This is a genomic window from Polynucleobacter paneuropaeus (assembly GCF_003261235.1).
In the GTDB taxonomy this organism is placed as follows: Bacteria; Pseudomonadota; Gammaproteobacteria; order Burkholderiales; family Burkholderiaceae; genus Polynucleobacter; species Polynucleobacter paneuropaeus.
Genome location: NZ_CP030085.1, coordinates 1,645,050 through 1,666,131, shown reverse-complemented (window position 1 = coordinate 1,666,131; position 21,082 = coordinate 1,645,050). Strand labels below are relative to the sequence as shown.

Annotated in this window: 22 protein-coding genes and 1 tRNA gene; 6 read left to right on the top strand and 17 right to left on the bottom strand. The window is 46.2% G+C overall.

The window, feature by feature from the left end; all coding sequences use genetic code 11:
- Positions 1 to 12 precede the first annotated feature (12 nt).
- A complete protein-coding gene (locus Pas1_RS08585; RefSeq protein ID WP_112205456.1) occupies positions 13 to 276 on the top strand; it encodes a YfhL family 4Fe-4S dicluster ferredoxin in 264 nt (87 codons plus the stop codon).
- Here the strand turns inward: Pas1_RS08585 and pth are convergent.
- The 6 genes from pth to Pas1_RS08555 form a co-directional block, all read right to left on the bottom strand.
- The gene (gene pth / locus Pas1_RS08580) at positions 273 to 863 is read right to left on the bottom strand and encodes an aminoacyl-tRNA hydrolase (RefSeq protein WP_112205454.1); all 591 of its coding nucleotides are present in this window, start codon (positions 861 to 863) and stop codon (positions 273 to 275) included. The genes Pas1_RS08585 and pth overlap by 4 nt on opposite strands.
- A gap of 86 nt (positions 864 to 949) precedes the next feature.
- Entirely contained in the window at positions 950 to 1,615 is a 666-nt protein-coding gene (locus Pas1_RS08575; RefSeq protein WP_112205452.1) for a 50S ribosomal protein L25/general stress protein Ctc, read from the bottom strand.
- A 137-nt stretch (positions 1,616 to 1,752) separates the two neighbouring features.
- Positions 1,753 to 2,709, bottom strand: a complete 957-nt coding sequence (locus Pas1_RS08570; protein ID WP_112205450.1) for a ribose-phosphate pyrophosphokinase — start codon at positions 2,707 to 2,709, stop codon at positions 1,753 to 1,755.
- Between the two features lie 67 nt (positions 2,710 to 2,776).
- Positions 2,777 to 2,853 (bottom strand) — tRNA-Gln (locus tag Pas1_RS08565).
- 4 nt (positions 2,854 to 2,857) lie between these two features.
- Positions 2,858 to 3,742 carry a 4-(cytidine 5'-diphospho)-2-C-methyl-D-erythritol kinase gene (gene ispE, locus Pas1_RS08560; RefSeq protein ID WP_112295024.1) on the bottom strand — a complete coding sequence of 295 codons (885 nt, stop codon included), beginning with the start codon at positions 3,740 to 3,742 and terminating at the stop codon, positions 2,858 to 2,860.
- Positions 3,735 to 5,159 (bottom strand): outer membrane lipoprotein LolB, encoded by a 1,425-nt coding sequence (locus tag Pas1_RS08555; protein ID WP_225971611.1) that lies wholly within the window; start codon positions 5,157 to 5,159, stop codon positions 3,735 to 3,737. Before Pas1_RS08555 ends, ispE begins: the two co-directional genes overlap by 8 nt.
- A gap of 95 nt (positions 5,160 to 5,254) precedes the next feature.
- On the opposite strand from Pas1_RS08555, the gene mutM reads away from it, so the two are divergent.
- Together mutM and mutY are read left to right on the top strand one after the other, a co-directional pair.
- On the top strand, positions 5,255 to 6,091 hold the full coding sequence (mutM, locus tag Pas1_RS08550) for a bifunctional DNA-formamidopyrimidine glycosylase/DNA-(apurinic or apyrimidinic site) lyase (protein WP_112295022.1): 837 nt from the start codon (positions 5,255 to 5,257) through the stop codon (positions 6,089 to 6,091).
- Positions 6,092 to 6,104: 13 nt separating this feature from the next.
- A complete protein-coding gene (mutY, locus tag Pas1_RS08545; protein ID WP_112295021.1) occupies positions 6,105 to 7,265 on the top strand; it encodes an A/G-specific adenine glycosylase in 1,161 nt (386 codons plus the stop codon).
- Here the strand turns inward: mutY and rapZ are convergent.
- The 9 genes from rapZ to Pas1_RS08500 form a co-directional block, all read right to left on the bottom strand.
- Entirely contained in the window at positions 7,210 to 8,100 is an 891-nt protein-coding gene (rapZ, locus tag Pas1_RS08540; RefSeq protein WP_112208570.1) for an RNase adapter RapZ, read from the bottom strand. The genes mutY and rapZ overlap by 56 nt on opposite strands.
- Positions 8,100 to 9,086: an HPr(Ser) kinase/phosphatase gene (gene hprK / locus Pas1_RS08535; RefSeq protein ID WP_112205438.1), complete on the bottom strand. Its 987-nt coding sequence runs from the start codon at positions 9,084 to 9,086 to the stop codon at positions 8,100 to 8,102. The genes rapZ and hprK overlap by 1 nt, the downstream gene beginning before the upstream one ends.
- The gene (locus Pas1_RS08530; RefSeq protein WP_112208569.1) at positions 9,083 to 9,544 is read right to left on the bottom strand and encodes a PTS sugar transporter subunit IIA; all 462 of its coding nucleotides are present in this window, start codon (positions 9,542 to 9,544) and stop codon (positions 9,083 to 9,085) included. The genes hprK and Pas1_RS08530 overlap by 4 nt, the downstream gene beginning before the upstream one ends.
- 33 nt (positions 9,545 to 9,577) lie before the next feature.
- Positions 9,578 to 9,901 carry a ribosome hibernation-promoting factor, HPF/YfiA family gene (gene hpf / locus Pas1_RS08525; protein WP_112209368.1) on the bottom strand — a complete coding sequence of 108 codons (324 nt, stop codon included), beginning with the start codon at positions 9,899 to 9,901 and terminating at the stop codon, positions 9,578 to 9,580.
- A 182-nt stretch (positions 9,902 to 10,083) separates the two neighbouring features.
- Entirely contained in the window at positions 10,084 to 10,848 is a 765-nt protein-coding gene (gene lptB / locus Pas1_RS08520) for an LPS export ABC transporter ATP-binding protein (protein ID WP_112295020.1), read from the bottom strand.
- Positions 10,845 to 11,408: an LptA/OstA family protein gene (locus Pas1_RS08515; RefSeq protein ID WP_112208568.1), complete on the bottom strand. Its 564-nt coding sequence runs from the start codon at positions 11,406 to 11,408 to the stop codon at positions 10,845 to 10,847. Before Pas1_RS08515 ends, lptB begins: the two co-directional genes overlap by 4 nt.
- Positions 11,408 to 12,046, bottom strand: coding sequence for an LPS export ABC transporter periplasmic protein LptC (lptC, locus tag Pas1_RS08510; RefSeq protein ID WP_112295019.1), 639 nt, complete (start codon positions 12,044 to 12,046; stop codon positions 11,408 to 11,410). Before lptC ends, Pas1_RS08515 begins: the two co-directional genes overlap by 1 nt.
- A 3-nt stretch (positions 12,047 to 12,049) precedes the next feature.
- Positions 12,050 to 12,622, bottom strand: a complete 573-nt coding sequence (locus Pas1_RS08505; protein ID WP_112295018.1) for a KdsC family phosphatase — start codon at positions 12,620 to 12,622, stop codon at positions 12,050 to 12,052.
- A 3-nt stretch (positions 12,623 to 12,625) separates the two neighbouring features.
- Positions 12,626 to 13,618, bottom strand: a complete 993-nt coding sequence (locus Pas1_RS08500) for a KpsF/GutQ family sugar-phosphate isomerase (protein WP_112205426.1) — start codon at positions 13,616 to 13,618, stop codon at positions 12,626 to 12,628.
- An 11-nt stretch (positions 13,619 to 13,629) separates the two neighbouring features.
- Here Pas1_RS08500 and Pas1_RS08495 point away from each other — a divergent pair, with 11 nt between their 5' ends.
- Complete coding sequence (locus Pas1_RS08495; protein WP_112208565.1) at positions 13,630 to 15,612, top strand: monovalent cation:proton antiporter family protein; 1,983 nt, start codon at positions 13,630 to 13,632, stop codon at positions 15,610 to 15,612.
- Between the two features lie 23 nt (positions 15,613 to 15,635).
- Here Pas1_RS08495 and uvrA read toward each other — a convergent pair whose 3' ends face one another.
- Positions 15,636 to 18,521, bottom strand: coding sequence for an excinuclease ABC subunit UvrA (gene uvrA / locus Pas1_RS08490; RefSeq protein ID WP_112295017.1), 2,886 nt, complete (start codon positions 18,519 to 18,521; stop codon positions 15,636 to 15,638).
- A 36-nt stretch (positions 18,522 to 18,557) separates the two neighbouring features.
- On the opposite strand from uvrA, the gene Pas1_RS08485 reads away from it, so the two are divergent.
- Together Pas1_RS08485 and ssb are read left to right on the top strand one after the other, a co-directional pair.
- The gene (locus Pas1_RS08485) at positions 18,558 to 19,724 is read left to right on the top strand and encodes an MFS transporter (RefSeq protein ID WP_112295016.1); all 1,167 of its coding nucleotides are present in this window, start codon (positions 18,558 to 18,560) and stop codon (positions 19,722 to 19,724) included.
- A 64-nt stretch (positions 19,725 to 19,788) separates the two neighbouring features.
- Entirely contained in the window at positions 19,789 to 20,244 is a 456-nt protein-coding gene (gene ssb / locus Pas1_RS08480; RefSeq protein WP_112205419.1) for a single-stranded DNA-binding protein, read from the top strand.
- A gap of 6 nt (positions 20,245 to 20,250) precedes the next feature.
- Here the strand turns inward: ssb and queF are convergent, their stop codons facing one another.
- Positions 20,251 to 21,078 carry an NADPH-dependent 7-cyano-7-deazaguanine reductase QueF gene (gene queF, locus Pas1_RS08475; protein ID WP_112205417.1) on the bottom strand — a complete coding sequence of 276 codons (828 nt, stop codon included), beginning with the start codon at positions 21,076 to 21,078 and terminating at the stop codon, positions 20,251 to 20,253.
- Between the last annotated feature and the right edge of the window lie 4 nt (positions 21,079 to 21,082).

Below are 21,082 nucleotides of genomic sequence, written 5' to 3'. Positions count from 1 at the left end.
GCATTCTGAATCATGGCTTTAATGATTACGGACGAATGCATCAATTGTGATGTGTGCGAACCTGAATGTCCTAACGATGCCATTTATATGGGCATTGAAATTTATGAGATCAATCCGAATAAATGTACTGAGTGTGTCGGGCATTTTGATGCACCTCAATGTCGACAGGTATGTCCTGTTGACTGCATCCCACTCCATCCAGACCATGTGGAATCACGAGAGCAGCTACTGGTTAAATACCAGAAGCTGATTGCACCCAAAGCAGACGTGGCCTAATCCTTAGAATGCAAGTTCAGCATTGCTGCTTGAGGGTCGCCCTTCAAAAATAATGGCAAGCAATCTAAACTATTCTGGATACTGGTTTCAATCAATTTTTGTTCGGCCAATAAAGGCTTTCTTAAAACATAATCCGCTACATCTATGGCTCGACCATCGCCAGCGAGATCACGAGGATGGCCAATGCCTATACGGAGTCTCCAGTAGTTAGGGGTGCCTAGATGCGCTTGAATATCTTTGAGCCCATTGTGACCCCCAGTGCCACCCCCCAGCTTGAGCCGAGCGCTGCCAGGCTTTAGATCTAACTCATCTTGAACAACGAGAAGATCTTCGGGGCTAATCTTATGAAAGCGACATAAAGCGCCTACAGCTTGTCCACTCAGATTCATATAGGTATCGGGCTTGAGTAGCCAAAGATCTTCTGATTCCCATCTCGCTTTTGCAGCTTTTCCCTGAAATCGTTTTTCAGTTTCGAAGCGAGTCCCCAATTGTTTTGCCAGTGCATCAACAAACCAAAAGCCAGCATTATGGCGATCGTGTTCATGTTCACTGCCTGGGTTGCCTAGGCCAACGATTAATTTAGTCATAGTGTGAGCATAAAAGCATTTCTGCAAAAAAGAAAACCCGCGGGCAAGCGGGTCTTCTGTAATGCAAGATGTGTTGCTTTAAGGTATTAAGCCTTATCCTTTTCCTTGGGAGCATCTGCAGGAGCAGCGGCACCAGCGGCTGGGGCAGCAGCGGCAGCAGGAGCGGCCTCTTCTGTATCAGCAGCCTTAACAGTTGGGATACGAGCGTTAACCAAAACAGGATTTTCTTGCTCAACATGCAATACCAAGGAAACACCTTTTGGTAGTGCGACATCTTTAGCATGAATAGAGTGACCTACTTCAATATTAGCCAAGTTCACTTCAATGAATTCTGGCAAATCTGCTGGTAAGCAAGAAATTTCCAAATCATTGGCAATGTGGCTAATGATCGCGCCTTGCAATTTCACGGCTGTAGATTCATCAGCATGGGTAAAGTGCAATGGAATGCGCATGTGGATCTTCTCAGTAGCAGAAACGCGCTGAAAGTCGATATGTAAAACCAGAGGCTTAAATGGATGCATCTGGTAATCACGTAGCAAGACTTTTTGTGCTTTGCCACCGATCTCGAGATCGAGAATAGATGAGTGAAATGCTTCCTTACGGAGCGCATGGAAAAGGGCATTGTGATCCAGCTCAATAACTACGGCTGGGTCTTTACTGCCATAAATGATTCCCGGAGTTTTACCGGAGTTGCGCAGGCGGCGGCTCGCACCCGTTCCCTGTACGCTTCTTTCAAAAGCGACTACTTTCATATTTGAACTCCCAAATTAAGGTTAATTTCCGTTCGCGACCAAACAGAAAAGCCTTCGATTATATCGTGGGAATGGGGATTTTGACTATAAAACGACCAAAAAACCTCAAAAAGGGAGGCTAAACCCCATTTTTAGGATTATTCAGCAAATAAGGACATTACGGAATCACCCTTGCTAATGCGAGATAGGGTCTCCGCGAGGATGGGGGCAACGCTTAATTGGCGAATTTTGCCCACTTTTAAGGCTTCTGCGCTCAATGGAATGGTATCGGTCACCACGAGCTCATCGAGCTCAGAGGCAGCAATTCTGGCAACTGCGCCACCGGATAGCACTGCATGGGTACAGTAAGCCGTTACACCCTTAGCACCGCGGTCTTTAAGCGCTTCTGCAGCCTTACATAGGGTGCCACCAGTATCAATAATGTCATCCATAATGACGCAATGACGGCCCTCTACTTCGCCGATTAAGTGCATCACTTCTGACACATTAGCCTTAGGGCGGCGTTTATCGATAATCGCTAAATCTGTACCCAATTGCTTGGCCATCGCGCGGGCGCGGACGACACCGCCAATATCGGGAGAGACAATAATTAATTCTTTTTGGGTCTTTTGGGCTTGCAAGTCAGCAAGCAAAACAGGAGAGGCATAAATGTTATCGACAGGAATATCGAAGAAACCCTGGATTTGGTCTGCGTGAAGATCCATGGTCAAAACGCGCTCGATCCCGGCTACTGACTGCAGCATATTGGCGACGATTCTGGCAGAAATTGCCACCCGTGCCGAGCGTGGTCGACGATCTTGTCTAGCGTAACCGAAGTAAGGGATCACTGCGGTTATACGCCCTGCAGATGCTCGCTTCAGAGCATCAATCATGATCATTAGCTCCATCAAATTATCGTTGGTGGGAGCACAAGTTGATTGTATTACGACAACGTTTTTACCTCGAACGTTCTCTTGAATTTCTACCTGAATTTCGCCATCAGAAAACCGTCCAACAAAGGCTTTTCCCATTGCCAGGTTGAGCTCTTTGGCAACCGCATGCGCCAAAATGGGATTCGCATTACCGGTAAAAAGGGTTAGATGGTCAGCATTCATATGGGGGGATATGGGCTATTAGTTAAGGGTTCAGAATCCAGGGATATCTTTATATTTCTACAGAATTTGGCAGGGGAAGAAGGATTCGAACCTTCGCATGCTGGAATCAAAATCCAGTGCCTTAACCAGCTTGGCGATTCCCCTACAGTTACTCCGAAGAAATCAAATTGTAAGCGGGATTTTTATTTAAGCCCCCAACAATTCGACCCACCCATCCTGATGGAAGATTTTGCAACTTTCTTTCTAGGGCAGCGGGCGTCTGATCTTGGTCTAAGACAGTAAACACGCTACTTCCAGAGCCAGACATCCGCGGCGCCGAGCCCGGCAAATTCGCTTCAATCCAAGCTAAAGCTTGCTTCACTTCAGGACAAATTTGCATCGCTACAGATTCACAGTCATTGCCGAATTGGCTGCTGGTATAGCTTGGTGGCGATACAAATAAGCCATCGATTGTAATCGGAGCGTGGTTTCTGGTCAATTGAGGGTCTTGGAATATACGTGCAGTGGTAATGCTCTGCCCAGGAAAAATCACCAAAAAGCGCTGAGATTTAAGCTCAATTAGCTGAAGTTTTTCACCAATCCCTTCGACAAAAGCATTGTTGCCAAAGAGAAAAAAAGGAACATCAGCACCCAATTGCAATCCAATTTTGCAGAGCGTAGCAAGATCGAGCTTGAGTTGCCAGAGATGATTCAGGCCGATTAAAACAGTTGCGGCATTAGATGAGCCACCGCCTAGTCCAGCACCCATGGGTATCTGTTTATCAAGTGTGATTTCTACGCCCTGTTTAACTTGATAGGTATCTTTAAGAACTTGGGCTGCGCGAACCACCAGATCTTGTTCGGGGGGAACGCTGGGCAAAGGATTAATGCGACGAATAGTATTTTCTGCAATCAATTTCAGTGCAATCGTGTCGCACCAATCAATAAGCTGAAATACCGATTGCAGTAAATGATAGCCATCACTGCGACGACCAATGATGTGTAAAAAGAGATTGAGCTTAGCGGGTGACTGAAGCTCTAAGAAATCACTCATTGGGTTTATCGAAAACAAGACGAATATCAATCGAGCCGATGTTAGAGTTACGACTCAAATTCAGTTTTTCTAAGACATTCGATTTAGACCAGGTGTAGTTCAGGTTCCAGCCATCTTGAATAATTTGACTGACTTGACCACTGCTATTTCGCTCAACACTAGCAGTACTTCCAGGACGCACTTCCCCTCTAAGCCAATTAGATAGGCCTCTAGCAGGTAGTGGGAGGCCTAAAGTATTTTGCACTAGTGTGTCGGCATCTACTGCGGTAACTATTTTTCCGTTACTTTCTAGGCTCGCTTCACCAGGGGTAATAGTGATTTTTGCAATCGATCCACCAACGGGATTACGAATTTCTAAAATATCTTTTTGTGCATCTTGCGTTAAGGTAAAACCGCCAGATCCACCCTGGTTTTGGCTATTAGTAATACCAATAATTTTGACTGCAAATCGGCCATCCCATGACCCTTGTGAAGATGAAGCACTTAAAGACCAATCTGGCTGTAAGCGTTTGATTGTTTCTTTGAGAGTTGCATTATTAGCATCGAGCTTTTGTCCTTCTGCCCAAATTGCTTCAGCTTCCGAGTGACGATTCATGGCCCAGAGGACCTCACCAATATGAGCGGCGATATCGGCTTCAGGTTTCATACCAAACGCTTGCTTGAGCTCTTCTAATGCGAGAGCATTCTTTCCAAGTCGAAAATTGACCCAACCTAAGCTATCTAAAATAAAGGGATCATCCGGAGCCAGGCGATGGGCTTTTGAAATGAGTTTGAACGCCTCATTTAATTGCTGGTTTCGGTCAGCCAAAGAATAACCAAGGGCATTGAGCGTATTGGCATCATTGGGATTTTTAACCAGAATCTGCCGTAATACCTTTTCCATGATTTCGGTATGGCCAGTATTTTCGGCAGCCATTGCATAGGTATACAGAATTCCAGGATTTTTTGGGGCTGGCTTGAGTTCGGAAACAATTTCGTAGAAGGCACGAAGTGCATCAGATTCATTGCTGGCTTTGCTGAGCAATGATTGGATCTGAAGCAAGGTATTTTCACGTTCCGCCAAGGATTCTTGATTTAGCAGTGCGATAGTCGGCTGAACCGCTTCGGACCAGCGTTGATTCAGAATCAATAGGGTAACGAGCACTTCTTTAGGCTTAGTCTGTGCGGGCGCCAAGCTCTGCCAGGTTTGCGCGGCTTGGAGGGCTAAATCTGAAGCCCCTGCATTAATCGCAATTTCCATTGCTCTTTGAGCTAATCGTGGGTCTTGGTAGCGGCGTGCTAACTCTAAATAGGTGTTGTAAGCGAGACCAGCCTCCCCCCGCTGAAGCGCAATTTCAGAGGCCAATATCTCAAATACCGCCTCTCCGTTACCAGCATTCTCGGATTGGGCAAGAGCATTTGAGCCCAGGAAACTCATGGCGCTGAGAAGGCAGACAAGGCAAATAGACTGAAAAGCAGATTTACAGAATAGGTTCATAAGCACATTCTAATCCGCGAATCTACAATCGATTCATGCCAGAACTTCCAGAAGTAGAAGTCACTAGACTCGGAATCCAGCCCTATCTTGAGGGCCGTAAAGTCACGGCAGTCAAAATCATTGATGGTCGTTTGCGTTGGCCTGTCCCAAAACATCTACCCAAAACGCTTCTTGGACAAAAACTACAAGCCATTACTCGTAGAGGTAAATACTTATTATTAGAAATGGATACGGGCTATTTACTGGTTCATCTGGGAATGACGGGAACTTTGCGAGTTTTACCATTGCATGAAAACTTAAAGTTGCATGATCGGGTAACCATCGACTTTGGGAAGTTGAGTTTGCGCTTGCACGATCCCAGAAAATTCGGCGCAGTCCTTTGGCATCCTAAAACCAATGGACCCATTGAAAAATATCCTTTATTGCAAAAACTCGGAGTAGAGCCCTTCTCAGAAGGATTTATTGGAGAGGTGGGAGCGCAACTCCTATTCCAGAAATCTCGTAAACGTACTATTGCAGTAAAGCAATTTTTATTGGCGGGCGAGGCTGTTGTAGGGGTCGGTAATATTTATTGTTCTGAAAGTTTGTTTGAGGCTGGCATTCATCCTGCAAAGGCGACTGGTAAATTGACTCGCCCACAATGCACTCGTCTTGCCGCCGCAGTGAAATTGATTCTAAAAAAAGCAATTGAGGCTGGCGGTAGCTCGCTTAAAGATTTTGTTAACACCGATGGTGACCCTGGTCATTTCATGGTGCAAACTAAAGTGTATGACCGCAAAGGCTTGCCTTGCAAGGTTTGCAAAACTCCAATCAAGCAAATTGTTCAAAGTCAGCGTTCAACGTATTTCTGTTCCCAATGCCAAAAGCGCTAAGAGATAGTCTGCGGTGAGTAAATCGTTTCTTGATCAATTTGCTGAGCGCTTGATTACCTGGCATGAGGCCGAAGGCCGCCATGGCCTGCCTTGGCAGGGTAAGCACGATGCTTATGCAGTGTGGGTTTCTGAAATCATGCTCCAACAAACTCAAGTTACTACCGTGCTGGAACGTTACCCCCGCTTCATGAAGCGCTTCCCTAACGTTAAAAAACTCGCTGCGGCAAATATAGACGAGGTCTTAGCGGAGTGGGCTGGGCTAGGATATTACTCGCGAGCCAGAAATTTACATGCTTGCGCTAAGCAGGTGGTTGAAGATTTTGATGGGCATTTTCCAAAAGATCCTCTTCTGCTAGAGCAGCTCAAAGGCATTGGTAGATCGACTGCTGGCGCCATCGCTGCTTTTGCCTTTGAGGAACGAGCGCCCATCTTAGACGCCAATGTGAAGCGAATTCTGGCGCGCCTATTTGCAATAGAGCAACCTTTGCAAGAAAAGGCGGTAACAGATGAGCTCTGGGCCATAGCAGAGCGTTTGCTGCCAAAGTCTTCGCAGAGCATGCCAACTTACACTCAAGCCTTAATGGATTTTGGAGCGACGTGGTGCACAGCTCGTAGACCGGTGTGCATTGGTGGCCAACAAAAATGCCCGTTTGAAAAAAATTGCCAGGCCAACTTAAGCGATCAGGTTTTACTGCTACCTAAAAAAATCAGTAAGGCAAAGTCACCAGAATTTATCTGCAGTATGGTCTTACTTCGCCAAGGCGATTTCGTCTTACTACAGAAGCGTCCGCCAAAAGCCATCTGGGGAGGTTTATGGTCCTTGCCTGAATCTGATTGGATATCTCGTACCCCAGTCAATCAAAAAATTTCCCAGAATTCTTCTCAGGTAGGAGCGTCCGATCTCTTGAAGACAGTCTTCAGAGGTCAGGATGTGAGACTGTTGGTAAAAAGATGTTCATCCTTAAGTCATCAACAAGAGATTAAACATGTGTTTACACATCGCCGTTTGTGGATGCGGATTTGGGAGGCGAAGCTACAGGAGCAATATTGTTTTAGCGATCCCACTTATCAATGGGTAGATCTGCATAAGCTAGGTCAGTATGGCCTACCGCAGCCAATTAAGCTGCTTTTACAGGGATTGAGTCTAGCTCGCGATGTCGGGACAAAAAGCTAATCTGTAAATCACTCAAGGCTTTTTGATTCTGGAAATGTTTCATGAGACGAGTCACCAAATAGACTGAGCGGTGTTGCCCGCCAGTGCAGCCTATAGCTACCGTAAGGTAACTACGACCGTCAGCAATATAGTGGGGAAGCCATTTTTCAATAAATTGAATAATGTCTTTTTCCATGCTCACCACTTCCGGAATATGCTCTAAGAACTCTTTGACTGCTTGATCATGGCCTGTCAATGGTTTCAGGATTTTGTCGTAGTGAGGATTAGGCAAGCAGCGTACATCGAAAACTAGATCGGCCTCACTTGGCACACCTTTTTTAAATCCAAACGATTGAAAGACGACATTTAGGCCAAGTGATTTATCTTTTACGAGGTCATATATCCATGAGCGTAAGGCATGCGCTGGTATGTTGCTGGTATCAATGCAATGGGCCTGGCTACGCAAGGGCTCCAAAAGCGCACGCTCTCGATCAATTGCCTCAATCAAAGTAGCGGAATCAAAGGCTTTGCTACTGCCTGATAGAGGGTGACGTCGACGGGTTTCCGAGAAGCGTTGCACTAAAGAGTTTGTATCAGCGCTGAGGAAGATCACTCTGAGCTCATGCTGGCTTCGTAAGTTCTCTAAAATTTTGGGGAGTTCGGAGATGGATTCGCCACGTCGAGCATCAATGGCAACAGCCAGTTGTTTGCTTCCTTCCTTTTCCAGATTGCCTACTAAGCTTTCTAATAGTGAAACTGGCAGATTATCAACACAATCAAAACCTGCATCCTCAAAGGCCCGGAGAGCCACTGATTTACCTGAGCCAGAGATTCCGGTGATCAGATTAATTTGCATTAGAGTAAGCGCCCTTGGATTTTTGCGCTATCAGGCTCGGCATTCATTTGCTGGCGTTGTCGCTCAATGAAGTCCTTTAGGGTATCAATACCACGCAATTGCAAGATCGTGTTGCGGACCGCTGCCTCTACTAATACTGCTAAGTTTCTACCGGCAGCCACTTGAATCTTCACTGTCCGAATCGGAATTCCTAAAACATCTAGATGTTGGGCTTCAATGGGTAGGCGTTCAAATTCTCCATCAGTCCGGCGAACGAGTTGGACAATCAGGCGTAACTTGAGTTTGCGGCGGACTGCAGTTTCTCCAAAGATCGTGCGAATATCTAATAAACCTAGACCTCTTACTTCTAGTAAGTCGCGGAGAATCACTGGACAGCGACCTTCAATGTAATCTGGTCCCAGGCGCGCAAAATCCACTGCATCGTCAGCAACCAAGCCATGGCCACGAGAAATCAACTCTAGCCCCAATTCGCTTTTACCAAGACCAGACTCACCAGTGAGCAAAACACCCAAACCTAAAATATCCATGAATACGCCGTGCATCGTAATCTGAGGCGCGCCAATTTTCGACAAATAGGTGCGCAAATGATCAATGACAGATGCTGCTGAGATACTGGTAGTAAAGAGCGGGGTAGATGATCGTTGGCAAAAGAGTTGAAGATCGGGGTCTGCAGTCTTTCCATCCGCAACAATCACGCAGGGTGGAGTCTTGGAAATCAATGAAGCAATTTGTTCTTGTCGCTGTTGTTGATTGAGCACAGCGTGATACTCCACCTCTTGTTCGCCGAAGATTTGAATTCGACTGGGGTGAATGAGATTTAAATGCCCAACTAAGTCAGAGCTTGCAGCTGCTGCTTTTACAGCCTCAGCAGGAAAGGTGCGATCAGCCCCTTCTAATCCACCAATCCAAGAGAGCCTGAGTTCAGCAACGTTATCGTCAAATATTTGCTGAGCTGTAACGCCTTCAAGTAAGAGGGGTTGGGTCATTTGCTACTACCCCAGTTTTGGATGAGTTGACAGATTTTTCCAGAATCAGACTCAGCAGACAAAATCTTGCGAGCATCTGCGTCTGACAAGAGTTGAGCAATTGAAGAAAGAATTTCTAAATGCTCTTGCGTTGCTTTCTCCGGAACCAGTAAGAAAATTAACATCGAAACCGCTTCACCATCAGGTGCGGCAAAGTCAATTGGATTTTTTAGTCTGATAAAAGCGGCAATAGGTTGTTTTAAACCTTTAACCCGGCCGTGGGGAATGGCAACGCCAGCGCCAAGAGCGGTAGAGCCAAGCGCTTCGCGCGCATTGAGAAACTCCACTACCTGATCAGCGCTGATGCCAATTTGATTGGCAAAAAGCTTGCCAGCATCAACAAATACTTCAGCCCTATTTTTAGAGGGGCTATCTAGGGTGATGCAGTCGAGGGCAAAAAGATCATTCAGGGCATTCATATCAAATGATTATAGGTGTCCTGAGGGTAAACACTAGTCTAAATGTTTTTCGTGATGGTGATCTTGGATTTTTTCTTTATGTTTAACGACTTGGCGCTCTAATTTATCAACCACCGCATCCATTGCGTGGTAAAGGTCAGAGTGATGGGCTTGGGCAAAGAGCTCCTTGCCTTTGAGATGAATGGTGATTTCAGCAGTCTGACGCAAATCCTTTTCTTTGGCTTTATCGACAATCAAAAAGGCCGATGCATCAATTACATGATCAAAATGCTTACGAATCTTGGCAAAACCCGCCTCAAGGTGTTCCCGCATTCCTGGTGTGACCTCAACATGACGGCTATTAATCTTCAAATTCATCATCAGCTCCCATTAACAACGCTGTCTACGCATAGCAATAGCAAGGGTGCGTAGCATGCCCCTTGATTTACGGATTTATATCTATGGATTGGAATTCATGAACCTTTAGCGTATCAGTGATTTCACTGAAAACCAAGAGGGAGTTACGATATTTGATCAAAAAAGATCAAAAAAATCGCAAATTACATGCGGAAATTTTCACCTAGATAGACTCTTCGTACAGCATCATTCTCGATAATTTCATCGGGCTTGCCTGCAGCCAGGACCGAGCCTTCACTAATAATGTAGGCGTGGTCACAAATACCCAGAGTTTCGCGGACGTTGTGATCGGTGATTAATACTCCAATCTGGCGATCACGCAAGAAGCGGACAATTCGCTGGATTTCACCAACAGCAATAGGGTCAACGCCGGCAAAGGGTTCATCTAGCAAAATAAATTTAGGTTGGGATGCAAGCGCACGCGCAATTTCTACACGCCGTCTTTCGCCACCCGATAATGAAAGTGCAGGGTTATCACGTAAATGGCTAATTTGAAGTTCGCTTAACAACTCATCAAGCCGATCTTGAATTTCAGCTTTGCTTAGCGGTGTTCCACCCTGTGCTTGCAACTCTAATACCGCTTGAATATTTTCAGCCACATTCAGTTTTCTAAAAACGGAGGCCTCTTGAGGTAAATAGGAGAGACCCATACGAGCACGTTCGTGAATTGGTAGATGGGTGATGTCGGTTCCGTCAAGAATAATTCTGCCATCATCAAGCGGAACCAAGCCAACAATCATATAAAAGGAGGTGGTCTTACCGGCCCCGTTCGGACCTAGTAGCCCAACTACCTCTCCGCATTTCACTTCCAAAGAGACATCTCGGACTACTGTACGAGAGCCGTAGTGTTTTTGTAAATGATGTGCGCTAAGGGTTGCAGCAGAACTTGAATTTGAATCGACAGTCATTTTTCTAAAGTAGCTTTTTGTCTAGGTGAAAGCATTGCTCTTGCTAGTGGCAAATCACTTTCTTTGGCATCCGGTGGCGGGAATACTCGATAGTACTGCTTTACGTCATCGTACTCAATTTTCCAGCCATTGAGTTGGTCGAGCATTTGCATGTTCAGAAGTCGCTTCATACTGGCATCGCCCGTGATGGTGAGTACTTCTGTTTTAGCGTCGTACACTACATTTTTACCATTGGCTTGTATAAATTCATTGGCAGGACCTTCGCGTCGTTGCCTGAAGCTTGCAGTCGTATCTTGGTCACTTTCCATGGTGACAAATTCATAACCCTCTGGGTCAACTTTGATATTTCCTTGCTCGCCAGTAACAAGAATGCTGCCCTTAATCAGCAGAATATTGCCTTGTAGCTCATACGCTTGCTGAACATCATTCACTGACACCTTATCCGCCTCCAAAATCAGTGGTTTCTTTTGGTCAGCTTTTTCTGCGTAAGCTGCTCCCATTACAACCATCATTAGGCTAATCAGGGAAAGGAAGCGAGACGAGGGTATCAGTAGGTGCATCAGTTCTTTTCTTGGCTGTGCTCAATGCGCCCTTTGACTTGTCCCAGCAAGGTCATGCTTTGTTGCACATTATTAAACTTACCGCCTTCGGTAGAGTGCATTATGGAGATGCCTTGCTCCAGAGTAATGGGTCGATTCGTTTCGATAATGTCATCATTAATGAGTACTTTGAAATAAGATGACTGGGCTAGCATGCGAAAGCTTGCTGGAGTAGTAGCTGTAGCCACCTGAGCAGGTTTGAAAATCTCTGCGTTATCGATCAAGTCTAGAATTGTTAAATCACCATCAAGGTGACCCTTATCCGACTTAACGGTTACTGGCGTTTTATCGGCTTGGAATAAACGCATGCGTGGGGTATCGATATCAATCGATGCATCATCATCGTAGTGCGTTACCTTTTTGCCGAGTACCCGATATTTTGTTTGACCTAGCTCATTGAGAGCGGATAGTGCCCCATTCTTAATCGTGTAGTCTGGCTCATGCAGTCGAACACGGGCAATAGCTGGACCTTCGGGCGCACTAGTCTTCTTAACAAGCCAAAAGGTCATCAACACCAATAGCCCCATGATGATCAGAGGCAGTAGACGTAAAAAGAGACGCCATACTCCGACCTTAATTTGTGCTGGATTGAGTTCCATTACTTAACTCAAGGCCTGTCGCAACAATTCCTCATATCGATTTTGTGCTTTGAGGATAAGATCAGAAACTTCGCGTACGGCACCATTGCCACCCTTCATAGAGCATACATAGTGCGCAACATCTTTTAAAGCTTGGTGACCTTGTGCAGGAGAAACTTTGAGCCCTGCTTTTGCCATCATGGCGAGATCAGGCCAGTCATCACCCATGACTGCGCAGTCTTTATGACGCAGATTCATTTTTTTGAGCACTTCATTGAGCGCCTGGACTTTGTTATTGACACCCATATGAACATGGGCGATGCCTAATTCTTCACAACGCGCTAAGACCATCTTTGAGCTACGCCCAGTGATGACAGCAGTAGGTATGTCGCATTGAGACAAATGCTTGATGCCCAAGCCATCCTGAATATCAAACGCCTTGAGTGATTCTTTACCATCCGCCCCAATCCAGACTTGCCCGTTGGTCATAACGCCATCGACATCTAATACAAGGAGCTTTATTTTGCTGGCGCGGTCCCAAGCCTGTGGAAACTGACTTAGAGGATTGGTATTGTGGGTTCCGAATGCAGTTGGCATGAATTAAATTACCTTAGCTGCAAACAGATCATGCAAGTTGAGAGCCCCTAGTAATATGCCATTGGCATCGCTAACAACCAAATGATTGATGCGATGTTTTTCCATCATCTCAATTGCTTCTTCAGCAAGTAGTTCTGGTGGAATCGTGCGCGGCGCACTAGTAATAGCGTCTTTAAGTGCAATACTTGCTAGGTCTACATTCTTTTCTAGGAGGCGTCGTAAATCACCATCCGTCAGTATGCCGATGACTTTTTGGTTCTGATCTATCGTGACAACCATGCCCATGCGCTTGGCAGTCATTTCGAGTAAAGCCGCTTTGAATGAAGCATCAATCTGAATTTTTGGTGTGTCTTCAAAGCTGCGCATGACTTCACTAACGTGTGCCAGGAGCTTGCGACCCAATCTACCGCCTGGATGGGAGCGTAAAAAATCTTCTGCCTGAAAGCCGCGTGCATCTAATAAGGCAACTGCGAGCGCATCACCCATTGCGAGTGATGCGGTAGTACTGGAGGTGGGTGCAAGATTGAGAGGGCAAGCTTCTTTCTCAACACTGGTATCTAAATGAGCATCAGCAAGTTTAGCGAGAGCCGACTCAGGAGCACCAGTGAGCGCAATCAGTTTTGCGCCAGTCCGTTTAACAATAGGAACAATTGTTAACAGCTCTTCAGTCTCACCGGAATTTGATAGGGCCACAAAGACATCATCCCGGGTAACCATACCCAAATCACCATGGCTTGCTTCAGCAGGGTGAACAAAAAAAGCAGGGGATCCAGTAGAAGCAAAAGTAGCGGCAATCTTACGGGCAATATGACCTGATTTGCCGATACCTGAAACTACAATACGACCCTTACAGGCGTGAAGTAATTCAACGGCATGAACCAGGGCATCAGCATTTGCACCCTCTAATCGGTCACGCATATTCTGCAACGCAGCAGCCTCAATAGTGAGGGTGTCGCGAGCAAGCTTTAGGGTTCTTTCACGAGTCTTAGCTATCATGGGGTGAGTATATGCCGTCAGTTCTTCAATTAACTCTCATCTTGTTGGCCTTTGGGGTGGCCGGGGTTCTTATTTTCCGCTATTTTGGCCTACCCCCCATTTTGGGGTATCTGGCGATAGGGGTGCTGATTGGTCCCAACGCCCTGGCCTTAGCCAACGATTCAGCCACAGTGAAGTATTTAGGCGAGTTCGGGGTGGTTTTCTTGATGTTCTCGCTGGGTCTGGAATTTAACCTCCATAGGCTGCGCTCGATGCGCAGGATCGTATTTGGCTTGGGTGCGAGCCAGGTCATTCTGACGATGCTTTTAGCGGTACCAGCAAGCCTATTTATGAATTGGATTTACCCCATTTCTTGGCAGGCAGCGATTGCGCTGGGGGGTGCTTTAGCTATGTCCTCCACAGCGATTGTGACTAAGCTCATTGCCGATCGATCTGAACTTGAGAGTCAGCATGGACGTAATGTGATTGGCATCTTATTGTTCCAAGATTTAGCAGTGGTCTTCCTGCTCATCTTGCTGCCTTCTCTCGGTAAGAATCCAAAAGACCTACTCTTTGCTTTATCGACTGCAGGTATCAAGATTGCGATTGCTTTGGTCCTCATTTTTTATATTGGCCAAACAGTCATGAGTCGTTGGTTCAGATTGGTTGTCAAACTGAGATCACAAGAGTTATTTATGTTGAATCTCTTGTTGATTGTATTGGGAATGGCAGCGTTAACTGAGCACTTTGGTTTGTCATTAGCGCTCGGAGCATTTCTAGCGGGAATGTTAATTTCAGAAACACCATTTAGGCATCAGGTGGAAGAAGATATCAAGCCTTTCCGTGATGTGCTGCTCGGACTATTTTTTATTACGATCGGCATGCTGCTTGATTTCAAGGTCATCCAAGCGCAGTGGGCTCTAGTTTTACTTTTGCTAATTGGACCTTTGATATTTAAGTTTGGTTTGATTGCATTACTCTCTCGTGCTTTTGGTTCAAGCCCCGGCATCTCCATTCGCACGGGATTATGTCTGGCACAAGCAGGTGAGTTTGGTTTTGTGTTGCTCAATCAAATTGATGGCCTGGATTTAATTGATCCAGCCTTAAGTCAAGCTGTTTTAGCAGCTATGTTGCTCTCGATGTTTGGAGCCCCATTCTTAATTCAATATAGTGATCGCATTGCGATGCGCTTCTCTAGCAATGAGTGGCTTTTGCAATCCTTAGCCTTAACTCAGCTTGCAGCCAAGAGCGTCCGCACAACGAACCACGTATTAATTTGTGGTTTTGGTCGTTCCGGACAAAGCTTGGCAAGAATGCTCGATCAGCAAAAAATTCCATATCTTGCTTTAGATATGGACCCCGATCGAGTGAAGGAAGCTGCTGCTGCAGGAGATAACGTCGTTTATGGCGATGCGAGTCGAGAGAACTACCTCACTGCAGCTGGCTTATCTAAAGCCAAAGCGGTAGTGATTACTTATGCCGATACTCCAGCTACGCTCAAAGTTTTGCATCAGGTTGAGCGCCTTCGTCCCGGCATGATTGTCTTGGTGCGCACTAAAGATGATGCAGATTTAGGGAAATTACAAGCCGCTGGGGCCACTGAGGTGGTGCCTGAACTCATTGAGGGCAGCTTGATGATGGCGTCTCATGTGTTGTTGATGATGGGCGTACCTTTGCGCAAGGTGGTTCGACAAATCACGAGTGCCCGCGAGGCGCGTTATAGTTTGTTGAGAGGATATTTCAGGGGCTCAGTAGAAACCGAATCGGAGCCTAATGAATCTTGGCGTTTGCAGTCCATCACCTTGTTGCCAGAGTCTGCCAGCATTGGTAAGACTCTAGAGGAGCTTCATCTCGAGAACGAGGGAGTGAGTGTTCAGGCAGTCAGGCGCAAGGTAGGCGGCATGGATTACATCAAGCTCGAATTAAGCCCAGAGCTTCGCTTGCAGGCCAATGACATCTTGGTCCTCTCAGGGAATCCAGAGGCAACTGATTTAGCCCAAGCTAAATTAATTTAACAAACTACAGTCTCGAAGACTGATTATTTCTTTTTAGCAGGCGGATTTTTGCGCTTCAGTAGTGGCGCTAAATAGTGCCCTGTAAAACTAGCAGTATTTTTAGCAACATCTTCAGGGGTTCCGGTGGCAATAATTTGTCCACCACCAGCACCACCCTTTGGCCCTAAATCGATAATCCAGTCTGCTGTTTTAATGACGTCCAGATTATGCTCAATGATCACAATCGTATTGCCTTGTTTCTTGAGTGTCTGAATGACTGTCAGCAAAAGTTGAATGTCATGGAAATGTAGGCCTGTAGTTGGCTCATCCAAAATATAGAGCGTTCGCCCAGTATCCCGTTTTGATAACTCTAAAGAAAGTTTCACGCGTTGCGCTTCACCACCAGATAGGGTAGTGGCGCTTTGTCCTAACTTGACGTAACCCAAGCCAACATCAAGTAAGGTCTTGAGCTTACGTTTTACTACGGGTACAGCTTCAAAAAAGTCATGCGCCTGCTCGATCGTCATCGAGAGTACTTCATGAATATTTTTTCCTTTGTAACGAATATCTAGGGTTTCTCGGTTATAGCGTTTGCCATGACAAACATCACAAGGGACATAGACATCTGGCAAGAAGTGCATCTCCACCTTCAGAACGCCATCACCCTCGCAGGCATCACAACGACCACCTTTGACGTTGAACGAGAAGCGACCAGCTTCGTAGCCACGTTCACGGGCAGCAGGGACCCCAGCAAAGAGTTCGCGAATTGGCGTAAATAGGCCGGTATAGGTCGCTGGATTGGAGCGCGGTGTTCTGCCAATGGGGGACTGATCAACACTAATGACTTTGTCGAAGTGTTCAAGTCCTTTAATCGAATCATGTGCTGCAGGTTCTGCGGTCGAGCCATACAAGTGTTGTGCCACTGCATGATGCAGAGTGTCATTAATTAGAGTAGATTTCCCTGAGCCTGACACGCCAGTCACACAGGTCAAAAGACTTACTGGAATCTTCGCGTGTACGGACTGTAAATTATTGCCTCGTGCGCCCAAGATTTCGAGGTAGCGATCATCCGGAGGAATGCGTTTTTCTGGAACGGCAATAGCCTCTCTTCCAGAGAGATAGGCGCCAGTGAGTGACTTGGGATCCGCCTCAACTTGAGCGGGCGTGCCTTGTGAAACGATTTCACCGCCATGAACTCCAGCGCCTGGGCCAATATCGATCACGTAATCTGAAGCGCGAATCATATCTTCGTCATGCTCAACAACCAACACGCTATTACCTAAATCGCGTAAGTGTTTGAGAGTACCAATTAAGCGATCGTTATCGCGTTGGTGCAAACCAATCGAGGGTTCATCTAGAACGTACATCACGCCAGTCAGGCCAGAGCCAATCTGTGAGGCAAGTCGAATGCGTTGTGCTTCGCCGCCAGAGAGGGTATCTGCGCTACGCTCTAAGGAAAGGTAATCTAAGCCCACATCATTTAAAAAGCGTAAGCGTGAGCCAATCTCTTTGACAATCTTATCGGCGATTTCTCGCTTAGCACCTTTGAGGGTGAGCTCTTCAAAATATTCTTTCGCTTCTTTTAAAGGTAGAGCGCTGATTTCATAAATCGCGCGGGACTGTTTGCCATCGCCGACTTTAACGAAGCGGGCCTCTTTGCGTAAACGGCTACCATCACACTCCGGGCATGAGCGAACATTCTGATAGCGCGCGAGTTCTTCACGCACTGTCATTGAATCAGTTTCGCGATAACGTCTTTCAAAATTCGCTACGATCCCTTCGAAGGCATGCTCCCGAATACTTGGCTTGCCACGTTCATTGATATATTCAAATGGAATCTTATCTTCGGCGGAGCCCATGAGGATCAGGTCTTGTGCTTTCTTGCTTAACTTTTCAAAAGGCTTTTCAAGATCAAATCCACCATGTTTAGCAAGCGTTTGTAAAAGTTTGAAGTAAAACTGATTGCGACGATCCCAGCCCTTAATTGCACCTGAGGCTAAAGATAATTCAGGGTGCGCAACAATCCGCTTCGGATCAAAAAAAGAGATATGACCAAGGCCATCGCACGATGGGCAAGCACCCATCGGGTTATTAAATGAAAACAGGCGTGGTTCAAGTTCTTGCAAAGAGTAGGAGCAGATTGGGCATGCAAACTTACTCGAGAAGATCATCTCTTTGCCAGTGTCCATATCAACAACCATGGCCTTACCTTCAGCTAAGCGCAGGGCAGTCTCAAAAGATTCTGCGACACGTTGCTGAATATCTGGACGTACTTTGATGCGATCTACTACAACTTCGATCGAGTGCTTATCATTCTTCTTGAGTGCAGGCAGTTGATCTACTTCAAAGATTTCGGCTTTGGCAGTATTTGTTGTGCCACCACCAGATCGAACGCGAAAGCGCACAAATCCTTGAGCTTGCAGATCTTGAAACAAGTCAACAAATTCCCCTTTTCGTTCACTGACTACCGGAGCCAAGATCATTAACTTTGTATCTTCAGGCATCGACAATACGGTGTCGACCATTTGTGAGACGCTTTGGGCTTCTAAGGCAAGATTGTGTTCAGGGCAATGCGGTGTGCCTGCTCTAGCAAATAGCAAGCGCAAGTAATCATGAATTTCTGTAACGGTGCCCACTGTTGAGCGAGGATTGTGGCTAGTCGCTTTTTGTTCAATCGAGATTGCTGGAGAGAGGCCTTCGATAACATCGACATCAGGCTTTTCCATCAGTTGCAGAAATTGACGGGCGTATGCCGAAAGAGATTCGACATAGCGACGTTGACCCTCGGCGTACAAGGTGTCAAAAGCGAGGGAGCTTTTGCCAGAACCCGATAGACCAGTGAGAACCACTAGCTTTTCTCTTGGGATATCCAGATTGATATTTTTAAGGTTGTGCGTGCGTGCGCCGCGGATTTTAATTTCGTTATTCATAATTTTTTTGGTAACTTGTTAATATAGCCTTTTCTTATGAATCCTTCTGAACTTCGCTCTACTTTGGCCTTAGCGGGCATCTATGGTCTTCGGATACTGGGCCTTTTTCTGCTTTTGCCAGTATTTAGTGTCTATGCCCATGGGCTCCCTGGCGGTGAGCGGGCGCTTTGGGTTGGCTTAGCACTCGGAATCTTCAATATTGTTCAGGCTTGCCTTTACATTCCTTTGGGACGCCTCTCCGATCGGATCGGTCGTAAACCCGTCGTTTTCTGGGGCTTGTCTTTATTTATTGCTGGTGCCCTAATCTGTTCTGCACGGGATGATTTACTGTGGATTGCGATTGGGCGGGGAGTGATGGGCGCTGGTGCCATCTCCGCCGCGATCTCAGCTTGGGTTGCCGATTTGACTCGTGAGCAGGTCCGCACACGGGCTATGGCACTAGTAGGGGGTAGTATTGCTTTGTCTTTTGCCCTCTCATTAGTGATTGCCGCACCGCTTTATCGCCTCATTTCTATGCGTGGAATTTTTATTGTTTTGGCTTGCTTGGGGGCGATAGCGATGCTAGTCACTCACTTTATCTTGCCCAACTCAAAACCTGAACCCAAGGTAGAGTCTGCATCTTTGCGAGAAATCTTTTTTCGTCCGGAGTTGATGCGCTTAAATATTGGTGTCTTCGTACTGCATGCAACCCAAGTTGCCATGTTCTTAGTAATACCTCGTCTGTTGGTTGATGCTGGCCTACCGCTTGCCTCGCATTGGAAAATTTACCTACCAGTAGTGCTACTTTCCTTTGTCATCATGGCGCCTATTTTAATTTTGGGAGAAAAGAAACATCGCCTGCGCACTGTCCTGTTAGTCGCGATTGTTTTATTAGTGATTGCTGAAAGTATCTTTACGAGTGCAAGCTCTATTTCAGTAATTGCTACTACTTTGGTGATTTACTTTGTAGGCTTCAATTTATTAGAGGCATTGCAGCCGTCACTCGTTTCGCGTTTTGCCAAAGAAGCCAAGGGGGCTGCATTAGGGATATTCAACACCACCCAATCCATTGGTCTCTTTAGTGGAGCTGTGCTGGGAGGCTATTTAATGGATAGCCTTGGTGCTTTCTCAGTCTTTTTCGCTGGCACAGGCCTCTTAATTTGCTGGCTTATAATTGCTTGGTCAATGCAGGAGTTGCCCGCCAGATCCGCTGACAAGGCATAAGCCGCTGAGACATCACCTAAGCTTCATCATTTTTTAACAGTAGTATTTTTCTTCGGGAGACAACATGGCTTCGGTAAATAAAGTCATCATTGTGGGTAATGTAGGACGTGACCCAGAAACGCGTTATATGCCTAGTGGCGACGCAGTAACCAATATCTCAGTAGCGACTTCAGATCGTTACAAAGACAAGCAAACTGGTGAAATGAAAGAGACCACTGAATGGCATCGTGTTGCATTCTTTGGCAAGCTTGCAGAGATTGCAGGCCAGTATTTGAAAAAAGGTTCACAAGTCTATGTTGAGGGTCGCTTACGCACTCGCAAGTGGACTGATGCGAGTGGTCAAGAAAAATACTCTACAGAGATCGTTTCTGAAACCATGCAAATGTTGGGTGGTAAGCCAGTAGGTGGTAGCGAAGGTGGCGAGAGCTACAGTCGCTCGAAGTCTGCTGAATCATCTGCACCAGCAGCGTCCTCTAATGCTGCTTCCTTAGGCGCAATGGACGACGATATTCCGTTCTAAATTGAATTACTGTCTGGCGTGGCGCGTGTTGTCAGGCCAGACAGCGTTGTAATCCGTACGAAAGGGGTTGATATCTAAACCCCCTCTGCGTGTATATCGGGCATAAACAGATAACTTTTCTGGCTTACATTGCTGCTTGATGTCACAAAAGATTGTTTCTACACAATGCTCATGAAATTCTCCGAGCTGTCTAAAGCCAATTAAGTAGCGCAACAAACCTTCTTCCAAAATAGGTCTTCCCTGATACCGAATTTGTACGCTTGCCCAATCCGGTTGACCTGTAACAGGACAGTTAGATTTCAGTAGATGAGAGACTAAGCATTGCTCAACAGGGCTAAAGGACTCATTAACGCCCAATAGGCTGGGGTCGGCGCCAGCTGCGCAGTCTACTTCAATATCCAGTCGGTCCAATAAGACCCCTCCCATTTCTTCCATGCCTTGTTTAGCAATGGCATCAGTTGGGTTGATCCGAGTAGTAATTTGGCTACCTGCAACTTTAGATAAATCAGCAATGAGACGTTGACGCAACTCGTCCTCATTCTCAAAGCGGCTGTTATTAAGGCTATTGAGATAGAGCTTGAAAGATTTCGACTCAATCATATTGGGCGAGTCTGCAGGGATCTGAAACTCTGCTAAAGCAATTTGTGGTTTACCTTTAGCGTTGAGCCAACTTAATTCGTATGCATTCCAAATATCAATTCCCATGAAAGGGAGTGGGGCATGTTCTTTGATTCCGAGTTTGGCACGATTGACCGAACGTTGAATTGGGAATAATAAGTTTGGATCGTACTGATCTGGGTAGGGCGTGCTTTTGCCGAGCTGTAAAGAATTCATATAA

Excerpts from the sequence above, each read along its gene's own strand:
- Pas1_RS08585 (WP_112205456.1), top strand. The coding sequence starts at position 13 with ATGGCTTTAATGATTACGGACGAATGCATCAATTGTGATGTGTGCGAA.
- pth (WP_112205454.1), bottom strand. The coding sequence starts at position 863 with ATGACTAAATTAATCGTTGGCCTAGGCAACCCAGGCAGTGAACATGAA.
- Pas1_RS08575 (WP_112205452.1), bottom strand. The coding sequence starts at position 1,615 with ATGAAAGTAGTCGCTTTTGAAAGAAGCGTACAGGGAACGGGTGCGAGC.
- Pas1_RS08570 (WP_112205450.1), bottom strand. The coding sequence starts at position 2,709 with ATGAATGCTGACCATCTAACCCTTTTTACCGGTAATGCGAATCCCATT.
- ispE (WP_112295024.1), bottom strand. The coding sequence starts at position 3,742 with ATGAGTGATTTCTTAGAGCTTCAGTCACCCGCTAAGCTCAATCTCTTT.
- Pas1_RS08555 (WP_225971611.1), bottom strand. The coding sequence starts at position 5,159 with ATGAGTTTCCTGGGCTCAAATGCTCTTGCCCAATCCGAGAATGCTGGT.
- mutM (WP_112295022.1), top strand. The coding sequence starts at position 5,255 with ATGCCAGAACTTCCAGAAGTAGAAGTCACTAGACTCGGAATCCAGCCC.
- rapZ (WP_112208570.1), bottom strand. The coding sequence starts at position 8,100 with ATGCAAATTAATCTGATCACCGGAATCTCTGGCTCAGGTAAATCAGTG.
- hprK (WP_112205438.1), bottom strand. The coding sequence starts at position 9,086 with ATGACCCAACCCCTCTTACTTGAAGGCGTTACAGCTCAGCAAATATTT.
- Pas1_RS08530 (WP_112208569.1), bottom strand. The coding sequence starts at position 9,544 with ATGAATGCCCTGAATGATCTTTTTGCCCTCGACTGCATCACCCTAGAT.
- hpf (WP_112209368.1), bottom strand. The coding sequence starts at position 9,901 with ATGAATTTGAAGATTAATAGCCGTCATGTTGAGGTCACACCAGGAATG.
- lptB (WP_112295020.1), bottom strand. The coding sequence starts at position 10,848 with ATGACTGTCGATTCAAATTCAAGTTCTGCTGCAACCCTTAGCGCACAT.
- Pas1_RS08515 (WP_112208568.1), bottom strand. The coding sequence starts at position 11,408 with ATGCACCTACTGATACCCTCGTCTCGCTTCCTTTCCCTGATTAGCCTA.
- lptC (WP_112295019.1), bottom strand. The coding sequence starts at position 12,046 with ATGGAACTCAATCCAGCACAAATTAAGGTCGGAGTATGGCGTCTCTTT.
- Pas1_RS08505 (WP_112295018.1), bottom strand. The coding sequence starts at position 12,622 with ATGCCAACTGCATTCGGAACCCACAATACCAATCCTCTAAGTCAGTTT.
- Pas1_RS08500 (WP_112205426.1), bottom strand. The coding sequence starts at position 13,618 with ATGATAGCTAAGACTCGTGAAAGAACCCTAAAGCTTGCTCGCGACACC.
- Pas1_RS08495 (WP_112208565.1), top strand. The coding sequence starts at position 13,630 with ATGCCGTCAGTTCTTCAATTAACTCTCATCTTGTTGGCCTTTGGGGTG.
- uvrA (WP_112295017.1), bottom strand. The coding sequence starts at position 18,521 with ATGAATAACGAAATTAAAATCCGCGGCGCACGCACGCACAACCTTAAA.
- Pas1_RS08485 (WP_112295016.1), top strand. The coding sequence starts at position 18,558 with ATGAATCCTTCTGAACTTCGCTCTACTTTGGCCTTAGCGGGCATCTAT.
- ssb (WP_112205419.1), top strand. The coding sequence starts at position 19,789 with ATGGCTTCGGTAAATAAAGTCATCATTGTGGGTAATGTAGGACGTGAC.
- queF (WP_112205417.1), bottom strand. The coding sequence starts at position 21,078 with ATGAATTCTTTACAGCTCGGCAAAAGCACGCCCTACCCAGATCAGTAC.